Annotated in this window: 9 protein-coding genes and 2 pseudogenes; 2 read left to right on the top strand and 9 right to left on the bottom strand. The window is 37.1% G+C overall.

All coding sequences use genetic code 11. The features are described from left to right. Window positions 1-17: 17 nt before the first annotated feature. Complete coding sequence (locus WAX46_RS02500; RefSeq protein WP_336493313.1) at window positions 18-1,091, top strand: GerAB/ArcD/ProY family transporter; 1,074 nt, start codon at window positions 18-20, stop codon at window positions 1,089-1,091. Between the two features lie 5 nt (window positions 1,092-1,096). Next, window positions 1,097-2,224, top strand: coding sequence for a Ger(x)C family spore germination protein (locus WAX46_RS02495; RefSeq protein ID WP_336493312.1), 1,128 nt, complete (start codon window positions 1,097-1,099; stop codon window positions 2,222-2,224). A gap of 594 nt (window positions 2,225-2,818) precedes the next feature. Here the strand turns inward: WAX46_RS02495 and WAX46_RS02490 are convergent. The 9 genes and pseudogenes from WAX46_RS02490 to WAX46_RS02450 all read right to left on the bottom strand — a co-directional run bounded on the left by WAX46_RS02490 (window position 2,819) and on the right by WAX46_RS02450 (window position 11,108). Continuing rightward, window positions 2,819-4,246: a four-carbon acid sugar kinase family protein gene (locus WAX46_RS02490; RefSeq protein WP_442895652.1), complete on the bottom strand. Its 1,428-nt coding sequence runs from the start codon at window positions 4,244-4,246 to the stop codon at window positions 2,819-2,821. 2 nt (window positions 4,247-4,248) lie between these two features. Beyond that, on the bottom strand, window positions 4,249-5,148 hold the full coding sequence (garR, locus tag WAX46_RS02485; RefSeq protein ID WP_336493311.1) for a 2-hydroxy-3-oxopropionate reductase: 900 nt from the start codon (window positions 5,146-5,148) through the stop codon (window positions 4,249-4,251). A gap of 43 nt (window positions 5,149-5,191) precedes the next feature. Next, window positions 5,192-6,550 (bottom strand): GntP family permease, encoded by a 1,359-nt coding sequence (locus tag WAX46_RS02480; RefSeq protein WP_336493310.1) that lies wholly within the window; start codon window positions 6,548-6,550, stop codon window positions 5,192-5,194. Window positions 6,551-6,600: 50 nt separating this feature from the next. Continuing rightward, window positions 6,601-7,449: a MurR/RpiR family transcriptional regulator gene (locus tag WAX46_RS02475; RefSeq protein WP_336493309.1), complete on the bottom strand. Its 849-nt coding sequence runs from the start codon at window positions 7,447-7,449 to the stop codon at window positions 6,601-6,603. Between the two features lie 335 nt (window positions 7,450-7,784). Next, a complete protein-coding gene (locus WAX46_RS02470) occupies window positions 7,785-8,339 on the bottom strand; it encodes a delta-aminolevulinic acid dehydratase (RefSeq protein ID WP_226566775.1) in 555 nt (184 codons plus the stop codon). Between the two features lie 327 nt (window positions 8,340-8,666). After that, a pseudogene (locus WAX46_RS02465) lies at window positions 8,667-8,768 on the bottom strand (winged helix-turn-helix transcriptional regulator); the annotation flags it as partial. A 113-nt stretch (window positions 8,769-8,881) separates the two neighbouring features. After that, on the bottom strand, window positions 8,882-9,751 hold the full coding sequence (locus WAX46_RS02460) for an alpha/beta hydrolase (RefSeq protein WP_336493308.1): 870 nt from the start codon (window positions 9,749-9,751) through the stop codon (window positions 8,882-8,884). A 640-nt stretch (window positions 9,752-10,391) separates the two neighbouring features. After that, window positions 10,392-10,490, bottom strand: a pseudogene (locus WAX46_RS15710) (hypothetical protein); the annotation flags it as partial. 213 nt (window positions 10,491-10,703) lie between these two features. Further along, window positions 10,704-11,108 (bottom strand): DUF1259 domain-containing protein, encoded by a 405-nt coding sequence (locus WAX46_RS02450; RefSeq protein WP_226566771.1) that lies wholly within the window; start codon window positions 11,106-11,108, stop codon window positions 10,704-10,706. Window positions 11,109-11,650 lie beyond the last annotated feature (542 nt).

Raw genomic sequence — 11,650 nt, 5'->3', positions numbered from 1 at the left:
TCAAGAGAAAAGAAAGTTTGATTACCACAATGCAAACAACATACATCCTATCTTCTACCATTATAGGTTTCAGCATTATAACGGTTCCCAGAAGGCTTGCCGAAGAAGTGGGCACACCTGATGTGTGGATCTCAATTATTCTTGGTTGGATTATTTCTTTGCTGATTGGCTTGTTAATCACTAATTTTGCATTGCGTTATCAAGGAAAGACATTTTTTGACTTCAGTAAGCAGTTGGCTGGAAAGGGCATAGGCACCATACTGTGTATCATTTTTATTTTTTATGCTCTTCTAATCAGCGGTTTTGAAATCCGCATGATGGGTGAAGTCACTAAATTCTATCTATTGGAAAACACCCCGATTGAAGTGATTTTGATTTCTATGCTATGGGTAGGTAGCTATGCCGCCATGGGAGGGATCAACTTGATAGCCCGTTTAATTCAGCTATTGGCCCCGATCACATTTATTATTTTTTTTATTGTTATTATTATGGGGCTCAAGATGTTTCAGACTGAAAATATACTTCCAGTATTAGGACATGGTGTCATCCCAGTTGTGAAAGGGATTCCCCCTACACTTTTTACAATTTCAGGTGTAGAGTTTATTATGATCTGGATAGCCTTTATGAAACATCCTAAAAAAGCCAAAAAGGCAGTTTTTTGGGGGACCGCGATTCCAACAGCTTTAAATTTAACAGCCACTATTTTGACAATTGGTGCGCTATCCATTAATGGGGCAAGAGCAGACACATATCCCCTCATCTCCTTTGTTAAGCAGTATGAATACGTAGGCATTTTTTTTGAAAGGTTTGAATCCTTTTTACTAATTGTTTGGATCATTCAAATTTTTTTTACTTATGTGCTCACCCACTATACAGCATCATTGGGACTTTCCCAGCTGTTCGGAAAAAAGCTGAAGCCTTTTGTTTTACTATTTCTTCCTATCATATATTTAATCGCCCTTTTCCCACGGAATCTAATCGACGTCTTTGCTTTAGAAACTTATGCCGGCTATTACGGTCTAATAATCATGGGTGTTTTTATCGCCATTTTTTTTATTGGAAGCAAAATAAAATTGAAAAAGAAAAGGTGAATGTCGTGAAACGTTTTAACCTATACGTCCTTTTGTTTGCTTGCTTTTTTTTGGGAGGATGCTGGGATAACAAAGATATTGAAAAATTGTCCATAGTGTTAGCAACAGGTTTTGACAAAGGAGAAGACACCGAGAAAGGTCCAATTAAAATAACTACACAGATGGCAATATATCAAAACACTACAGAGGCACAGCCCCCAATAAAGTCAACCTATCAAAATTTCACATTAGAGGGAGACTCCGTTCATGAAATCATAAGAAAAATGTCTTTAATGCTCCCTAAAGCTGTTATTCCACAGCATCAAAAGTTGTTAATTATCGGACAGGACCTTGCTCGCGAAGTGAATTTTCAGGATCTATTAGATACCATTATCAGGGATAATCAATCTAGAATGAGCATGGAAGTTTGCATTTCCATGCCTTCTGCACAGAAGATGCTAGATGTACCGGGAAAGACAGAAATGCCGGCGGAGCGTATTATCGAGACGGTGCAAAACCGCTACCGTACAACCGGTATACTGCCGATGATGAGCTTAGGCAACCTTAGAACAAATCTGGTCAATAACTCCAGCTTTCTCCTACAAAACCTCGATATACAGTATGGACAGATTGTATTTAATGGAGCAGCCGTTGTGAACGGAAGGGAGAAAAAGCTGGTCGGGATATTATCGCAAGAAGAAATACAAGGAGCCGGGTGGATCACTGGAAAAATCAAAGGCGGGCTCGTCAAGGTCAAAAACAAGGACAATAAAGTAATGGTTTATGAAATTCAATCAGTTGACAGTCGTATACGGGTGAGCAAAAAAAACGGGCGGCCTTCTTATGACATTAATGTCACATCGACCGGTCAGATTTCAGAGGATTGGGCAAATTCGAGTGACCAAAATAAAAATCTGACCGAAGTTGAGCGTCTGACGGAGGAAAAAGTGGAAAATATGATTAAAGCTACGCTCGATAAATTACAAACTGAATATCGAACAGATGCTTTGAAGTTCTCAGAAAAGTTTAGAATACAATATCCGAGGGAGTGGGAAAAAATCAAACCAAAATGGGACGAGCATTTTGCTGAAGCTGATATCACATATGATGTTGATATCAGAGTCACCAATATGGGATCATCCATGAAAAAATAATAAACGCTCTGCTAAAGAAAAAACAATACTATATTCACAATTCCTTTTTCAGTTTTCTTTCTCTTTAAAAACATAATTTCTGCGTTTTCCATCAAAGCAGACGTTTCATAATGTACTGTTGCAAAGTGTTAAAGAAGGCCTTTTCATTAGTTCACACTTGGGCATGCTTAAGCAATTTTTGCTTATTATACAGAAAGGTTTCAATGATGCCAGGAACCTATATCAAAAAAAGGGACGCCCGTACGGAAAAAGAGGTGCGGGATGCACTTTTTCAACATATTCGATTAGCGACTAACAGGGGAAAAATGTTAGCCTTGAGAAAAGAGACTATTCCAAAAGGTCGTTTATCTCTAACCTTTTGGGCTAGTACCATCTTTTTTGGATAATGGTTCACTACAACGGTTAAACAATTTTACAGGATGGAATCAGATGTCACTCATTTCCCATCTGTCAGAATACACATCAATTAAAAGTTTTGGCATTCACATTTAACATTAATCTATTTTAAAAAAACCTGAGTCCATATCAGGACTCAGGCTCCTCCAATGTGACTTTTATTCTTGTCTACTTGACAGATGTGGTTTCCAATTATAGTTATTTATTTTCTAATATTTCAACAACTTCTTTTAATGTATCTTTTGTTCCAACGTTTCCTGGAAAAAGGATGTAGGCTATGCCTGGGAATTTACTTTCCTCGCCTATTTTCCATACTGGAATTCCTGGCTTGATTTGGCCAGCAACTTCCGCACGTTTCACGGAAAGTCCTACGGTACCGATACTTGATGATGTAATACCGCCTTTTGCAACAATGTATTTAGGACAAACTCCCAAGTCACGAACAATGCTTGTGACCGCATCAGAGATTTTAACAGAAAGCTTTAATTCTTCTTCTTTCTTATTCTCCCCTAGGTCAAATCTTTCTCTGCGTGTATAGTACACAACAGATTTACCCTGTCTGATTAAATTTTCACATGTTGTGCGGACACGTTTAATTTCTTCTTCAAATTTATCTGGTTCAAGAGCAAGATGCACATCAAATTCAACTGGTGTCATAAGATCACTCTCAATTAGTGCCTGCAATTGCTCTGTTGTTTTTTGAACATGTGAACCCACCACAACTAACCCACCGTGATTCGTTTCTTCTGTTATTAGGTCATCTCTTGTTAATAATGGCTTATCTGTTACACCACCAATGATTTTTGTAAGACTTGCCGCACTGCGAAACAAAAAATTTTTTCCTAATTTTAATGATTCTATCAAAACTGTAACAAAGACTTCAACGTCAACATAATCAACTGCATTGACAACAACCTTTTGGAAGTTGGATGCATTCATCAATTGTTCTTTAATTTTTGTTACATTTTCATTGCGTAGATCTGTTAAGTTAATGTAGATTGTACCTTCTTTGGTATACTCTCCATTTGTCTTCTCTTCAATCCATTCTCCTAAATGAGATGATACAAAGCCAAAAGTACGGTCTTTCGCAAACTCTGTTTCTCCTACTGGGACTAAAGCATCTCCGTTTTGAACATAGTGAAAGTTATTGATCGTAAAACGTCCACCTTCTTTAAAGAAAGGGACAATAATTTCTCCATCAAATTTTATATTTGAATGCTCTTCGATTGTTAATTTTAATGTTTCTGTTTCTAGCGGATAGTGTCCACGCAAAGTAGAATCGCTACGGCTAATTAGAATGTACGGGACATTTAGAGCAATAGACACATCTTGAACGCGTCTAGCAATATCTTGATGAACCACTTCTGTCTCTTTTGATGTGAATCCACGAGAGTTTGTTAGGATGAAGAACATTTGGTTTTCTTCACGGAACCCTTTTTCAATACTCTCTTGTGTCCAATCGGTGTATACAGAAACTCCATGTACTGTTTGTATACCTGTTGGATCATCGTCTAGTACAACAATTTTGTGTTGGAAGCCCATCCTTGCAGCAGCAAGTTTTGCTTTTACTTCTTCACGGCTCAACTTCCTCAGTTTCGCCAAGTCAGACACATTTTGTATTTCCATTCTTACTTCTCCTCTCTTTTAACTTCAACATTTGCAAGCTTTTCATAGTGTTGAACAATGCTTGAGTGGTCGAGCGCTTCTTTTCCATCCGCTTTCAATGCATGGAAAATTTCAAGTAAGTGGCTTGATAATGCTAGTGGAACATCTAGCTGATGTGCTGTATTCATGACATTTGTTAAATCCTTCAAATTAATGTCAACACGTCCACCTGCTTTGAAATTACGTTTCAAGATCATTGGTATTTTCTCATCCATTACGGTACTTCCAGCGAGCCCACCTCGGATTGCTTCATACATTTTCTCGACATCAATGCCCGCCTTTGTCGCCAAAACAAGAGCTTCAGACACAGCTGCGATGTTTAAGTTTACAATAATTTGGTTAGCAAGCTTCGCTGTTGTTCCACAGCCTGAGTCTCCTACACGTACGATGTCTCTTCCCATCGCAGAAAGAACGTCTTTGACTTCTTCAAATACAGTAGCGTTACCACCCACCATAATCGAAAGTGTTCCGTCTATCGCCTTTGGCTCACCACCACTTACAGGCGCATCCAAGAAATGAACACCTTTTTTCGTTGTTCGTTCAGCCATTTCTTTTGAGTCAACTGGTGAAATAGAACTCATATCAATAACTACCATTCCAACACTAGCGCCTTCCATTACACCATGTTCACCAAAGACTGCTTGGCGAACATGTTCTCCTTTTGGAAGCATTGTTATCACAACATCACTGTTCTTTGCAACTTCCTTACTAGAAGAAGCACAGTTTGCTCCTGCATCGGCAAGTTTGTCAACAACTTGTTGATTAATATCAAACACAGTCACCTTGTATTTATGCTTTAACAGGTTTTTTGCCATCGGCATTCCCATAATTCCTAGTCCAATAAATCCAATACGTTTTTTCATGACACCACTCCTATTTAATCATCTGCTTAAATTACGTTAAAACCTATAGTCCAGGCAAGAATCCTGAGAATGCACTGAGTATATATATAAAAACAAGCGCTGTTACACCAGAAATAAATCCACCAATACTCCAAACACGTAATGTTTCTGTGACTGTTAAACGCCCAAATTTACTGACCACCCAGAAGCCGGAGTCATTTGGCATTGATAAACCGATACCACCCGCACAAATTGCAAGACCCAATAATACAGGTGATACGCCAAGGTCGACAGCCATTGGTCCCATAATTGAAGAAGTCGTAACAAGTGCAACCGTTGCAGAACCTAAAGATGCACGCAAAATTTGTGAGAATAAGAAAGCAAGTAGTAATGCTGGCATGTTCATTCCTTGCATGAGGTTAATTAGTAAATCACCAATTCCAGTTTCTTGAACAACTTTTCCAAATGCTCCACCTGCACCTGTAATTAAGAGAACCATTCCACTTTGGTTAAATGCATCACTAAAGACTGTTTTTGTATCTTCCTTGATATAAGGTTTAAGTGAGAACATCGCTACAATTACACTAATTAAAAGAGCAACATTTTTATCTCCAATGATAGTGAAGAATGTCGCAGCGCTGGTATCTGGAAAAATTAAGTTCATTACGGTATTCCCTAATATTAATACGATCGGAAGTGCAAGTATTCCGAAAGACAATCCTGCTGAAATCTCTTTTCTACCTGATTGATTTTTTCCAACTTCATAATCTATGACTTCTGACTCGTATAGACGCCCTTCATTTGTCAGTCTCTTCCCTACAAATTTACCGTAAATCACTCCACCAACAATAACACCTGGGATAGCAACTAATAAACCGTAAATAAAGAATATACCAATATCGGCTCCTGTTTGATCTGCTACGACAAGGGGCCCTGGTGTAGGAATGATTAAGCTGTGAGCTGTAATTAAACCAATTGCAAGAATTGCTACAAATGTTGAAAGTGAAATCTTAGTCTTAACTGAAAGGTTTTGAATTAATTTATGCAAAATAATAAATGCCGCATCAAAGAATACCGGAATAGCTACGGTAATTGATGTTGCCGCCATAGCATATGGAGACTTATTTATACCAAATGCTCGGAGCATTCCTGTTGCAATCTTACTAATTGCACCAGAAGCAGCTAAAAATTGCCCAAATATAATCCCTAAACCAATGAGAACACCTACACCTGCAAGCGTATTACCAAATCCAGTTGCTATTACATTTGGAACATCAGTAACAGGAATGCTTGATAGTAATCCAAGACCTAGTGCAACAACCATTAATGCAATGAATGCGTCCCACTTAAATTTGATAATGAGTAAAAATAATACAACTAAGCAAACAACAAATCCAACGATTAAAGCATGACCTGTTAACATTTCTAACCTCCTGATGGTAATTAATTGATATTCAGTACCATTCCCATAATTTACTTTTTCATTCTTGTTACAGCTAATCTTGAAGCATTAACTGCTTCTTTTAAATATTCTCCACCAATTGCGACTGTTCTAGTATAAATAGTGTCAATTAATGCCAGTTGGATGAGACGACTGACCATCGCATCTGATCTCCTTTCTGTCTCTTGTGCTTTCGTAAGTAGCAAGATATCTGCCATCTTTGAAAGCGTTGTCTTTTCATTAGAAGTAATAATAATGATTTTTGCACCACTTTTCTTAGCTATACCGACAACTTCAATAATGTTAACCGTTTCACCAGAATGAGATATGGCAATCACAAGATCATCTGACTTCATATGACTAGCATAAATAGCTTGATAGTGTGGGTCTTTTACTGCTAATGCGGTTCCACCAATTCTCATAAATTTATGAGCACTATCTTCAGCAACCGTTCCAGATAAACCTTGTCCAAAGAAAAAGATCCTCTCAGCGTTTAAAATGAGTTCTACAGCTTCTTCCATGTCATCAACATTGAGTTTCTCTTTTGTCATCGCTAGTGCTGTAGTCAACTGGTTACTAATCTTTGTGAATACTTCATTAGACAAGTCGTTTTCTCTAATTTCTGTGTCAGTATTGATAGCAGTTGTAACTTTCCCAGCTAGTTCTTGGGCCAATGCTACCTTTAATTCTTGGTAACTTCCATAACCTAATTTTCGATAAAGTCTCACTACACTCGGCTCACTCACATTACTTAATGTAGCAAGCTCATTCATAGCTAACAAAAATGGTTTTTCATGCTTATTTAATTGATCAATGATTTTAAGTTCCGAGACAGTCAATAAACCTTCTTTTAATTGAATTCGTTCCTGAAAGCTAATCAATTTAAACCAATCACCTCACTTTTTAGTAATATTACTACAATAAAAGCGTTTTCACAATAGTTCATTCATAAAATCCACATAAAAATATTGTTTTTCGATAAAATAACTGTTATATACACCTCACATTTGTAATTAAACTACAAAAATGAATAGAAATTGCTAAGATTACTACAACAAAATCATGAGGCTATCTTGTATATTTTGGATTTTACGAGAGGTGTTGTTATTGCATAACATACCGCATCTAAGAAAGAGACAGTAAACTTGCTCACATGTAGGAAAGTATAAAACGCAGATACCGATAACGTGTGTTTGTAGAATTTGTGTCATCCCTTTTATTTTTGCATATATAGTTGAAATAATTTCGTTTCTTCATCAATAGAGCTCGCTTGATCAAAAGCCGCTCTGACCGTCTTTGTATTGTTCATGAGCTCATACAACATGGTCAGAACAAAGATAAATGCCGCATTGCCATCAATGTAATCATCAGGCGCAATATAGGATAACGCACCTGTTTCTAGAAAGGCATCTGCAAGCTTTTTCTCACCTAGCGTGCAACCGGTAGATATGACGTGAGCCCCTTTTAACGAAGCATATCGCTTGATTTCATCCGCTCCAAAAGCAGCACCTCTAGGCTCCACATCTTCGTATACATCTTCCCCTAACTCAGGCATAACAAGCTTTCCTTCTTCCCCGTGAAAACATAAAAGAAAATAGTCAGTCTCTCCTCTATTTCTCCCAGATAACACATCAATTAGATCATTGGGTCTGCCTATCCAATGCATATCGACTTTTGCACCAAAGTTCTCAAGTGCTGCACGGAGGGCAAAAGATTCCAGCTCACTATTTGGTCCTGCTGCTAATGTGAAGCGCATGGCCTGTTGTTCCATTTGTATCTCCTCCAAACTATGATAAAACATAGCACCATTTTTTCCTCATCTGCATATGTATCATTATTTTTAGTGTTTTTTCTACTACACCATATGACGACCACATCAATGGATACTTCTACTTCTTTTATCAGCTCAATGGCTTCTTGTATATTTACTGCTAAGTTTTAGCAACAGGAATGAAGCAATCCTAGTACTTTATTGCATATGGTCACAAAAAAGATACTGTCTTTCGACCAATATCAATCGTAGGTATTTCTAAGTATCATCCTTTAAGAAATTGCTGTTGAGATATTGTTTTCCCCATTTATACATCGCCTCTTAAATCGGCATTAACGACTTTAACTCACCGAAACGTTTTGTCCCTACTCTGCCAAGGTGCCATAAAATTAGCATTTTCCACTTACCACCGATAATATTCAGCGTCAGCTCTTTCTATTTTTTCCATACATGATGACAACAACATACATTCCTTTGATAACAAACCATTTACGGATTATCATATACTGCGGCAAAATGGATTGTCGAGCATACAGCCTTCATTATGAATTCTGCCTATTCACAAAATCCATGACAGCCTTTGTCAATTCTTGCGCTTCTTTTGGCGCCCGTTCTGATCCAAACCACTTATTTAGATCACTATGGCTTAATGTATGTATCCTAAAAACATACCGAGACCCTTTATCATGATTTAGCTTTTCAGCAAAGCGGTATACTTCAGGATTTTCCCATCTTGTAACTAAATAGACAGGCGGTAGACCGGCTCCATTCATATAAGTGACCGGCGATGCTTTTGTCCAGTTCTTCTCCTGTTTGCCAAACACTTTTTCATAGGATGGAATGGCTTGTATAAATTGATTGATGTTTAAAGGGCCATCTAAAATGACGATGGATTTTATCGTTTTTGGCGACAGCCCCACACGTTTTAAGTAGGTCGAATCCGTGGTAACTAAAGCCGTCAAATGACCGCCTGCCGAGTGACCCATGACATTGATTTTCGATGGATCGATTTGATACTCATCCGCATGATCCTTGACCCATTTAATGGCGTTCGCCGTATCATCCGCCATCTGCTCATATTCAGCATCTGGGTGAAGCCGATAATTTATAGAGACAAACACATACCCCTGATCGGTAAAATAATCAGCCTTTGAAGCAACTCTGTTCTTATCTCCGCCTGTCCATCCACCGCCATGGAGATAGATCATCACTGGATGCTTCTTCATTTTGTCTTTATTTTTGTCTTTCGGCATGTACATGTCGAGAGTTTGCTGTTTGTTTTGTGTGTCTGCATAATAGATGTTCGTTGTCGGCTTAGGCTGGTTTAAACGGAACACAAAGAATGCGCATACCAATAATCCAGCGATAACGGCTGTTAATAAGAGCCATTTCATGATTCGTTTCAATGTCATTGCACCTTTCTCTGTTGAGAGATGATTTTATAGAATTATAAAAATAATCATTTTATAAGAATTTATAGATATGTATTATTTAATAATTAAGAAACTCAAATCATTTAATCTTTCTTCTATATGAAAATAGAATCCTGAGGATATTCTAACAATAAGCTTTCACCATAAATAATCATCTGATGTTGAACCGGATCCCCCAGTACTCCTCATTCCAAATCTGATTTAAAGAAAAAACGGTAATCTCCATCAGGATAAGGCGGAATAAGCCATTCTCCGAAATCATCTAATTCCATTGGCAAATATGTGAAAAGAAATAGCCAGAGTGTTTCCATTCCAAAGCTATATACGTTCATTAAAATGAGTGCACTTTTTAAATAAAGTTAACATACTACACTCAAGCTTCTAGTTCATCTAAATTATACTTTGTGGAGGTTTTATTTTTACAAATTTACTACCAGGTCTCCATTTAATTTTTTTATGAAGGATATTCCATAACTCTTCATTTTTTTGTCGGTTAAGTTAAGACGATGTGCCTTATAAGCAATTTTTGCTCCTTTAAACACAGTGCCTCCAACTAAACCTATTGCTGTAGCTTTGGCTACCCCTTGCCTGATTTATAAGCTTTGTATTCATCATATATACCATTTTGTGTAAATACAAGCATTTGTCCACTATCACTGTATTTGTATGCTTTTGTGACGGCGTTGTCTTCATCTGTTTCGTATAAAACATTCAAGCTGCTCCGATAAGCAGCAGCCATTATGTTGTGTGTGTTCCTCCGTAATCATTGTATCAAGCCCTTTATAGTAACTAAAAAAATGGATCAAATACTGACCTTACTTGGGGGAAATATGAGTATATACTTAATATGATGATAAAAAAATATATTATGTGCAAATTAATTTGCTTAAATCTAAAAAATATTTCCTTACAAAGTGGATTAAGGGGTTACTCACATAATTGGACGACTAAATAAAAATGAAAATGAATGATTGATCTTATGTGCGAAGTTTAGTGGCGGCTCTATAGATTGAATATGGATATACATAATTACTGGATCAGTAAACAACCAATGATTGTGTAGAGCACTTACAATTAATCCTTGTCTAACAATGGAGTACATAAATCTTGGAATTTCCTCTTGTAATATAGCTATTTCAGCTAAATTAAGCGCATTGCCACTTTGGTCTAATGACTCAAATAACACCTCCGCGGGCACAACAGCTTTACTTTCACGACCTTGAATTGACACTTTAAAGTCGCGGTGCAACGATACAGAACAACTATTTTGACTAATATTACTTTTTCCGTTTAGAATCACAGCAAATTGATTACAAATTGAATCAAAGCTCTGCAATTTTTCAACCCTCCTTCATATAATTAATTTTTAGTAGAAGTAAAGCGAAGGAAAGATTAAGTTCATATGTTGGAATTTGGGCTATGATACTATATGAATATGATCTTCGTATGATTTTTATTCTTTTTATTTACAGAGGAAACCCCTTTAAAATATAAGCGCCCAACCAGCAGGTAGGGCGTTGGAGTGGAAACGGTCGTTTCATTTGGTTATATTATCTATTTTCAATACCTTTATACATAACCTTCTACCTAATTAATATTTTAAGGAATAATTAACTGCTCTACTTCTTTAATTAGCTCATTCCCTCCGATCGCCTGCAGAGCGGCGCCAACGGATTGTGTTAAGTCACCCGATATGGCTAAACATTGATATTTATTATTGGTGTCATTGTTTCTAACCTGCTTAGATACTGCAATGGCTTCTGTGAATTTTCTACTTTATAAGCTTATTAATCAATATCCTAATTTTTTCATGAAAGTCTAAGCAATCATTAATTCTCGATATTTTAGAATATCACTTTTATAATTCTTAAGATTTAA

It is taken from the genome of Bacillus sp. FJAT-53060, from assembly GCF_037104745.1.
GTDB lineage: Bacteria > Bacillota > Bacilli > Bacillales > Bacillaceae > Bacillus > Bacillus stratosphericus_B.
The sequence above is the reverse complement of the archived record's forward strand: the minus strand, read 5'-3'. Positions and strand labels throughout refer to the sequence as shown.

What these genes read in the sequence shown, in the direction of transcription:
- WAX46_RS02480 (WP_336493310.1), bottom strand. Translation starts at nt 6,550, where the DNA reads ATGTTAACAGGTCATGCTTTAATCGTTGGATTTGTTGTTTGCTTAGTT.
- WAX46_RS02490 (WP_442895652.1), bottom strand. Translation starts at nt 4,246, where the DNA reads ATGGAAATACAAAATGTGTCTGACTTGGCGAAACTGAGGAAGTTGAGC.
- WAX46_RS02470 (WP_226566775.1), bottom strand. Translation starts at nt 8,339, where the DNA reads ATGGAACAACAGGCCATGCGCTTCACATTAGCAGCAGGACCAAATAGT.
- garR (WP_336493311.1), bottom strand. Translation starts at nt 5,148, where the DNA reads ATGAAAAAACGTATTGGATTTATTGGACTAGGAATTATGGGAATGCCG.
- WAX46_RS02460 (WP_336493308.1), bottom strand. Translation starts at nt 9,751, where the DNA reads ATGACATTGAAACGAATCATGAAATGGCTCTTATTAACAGCCGTTATC.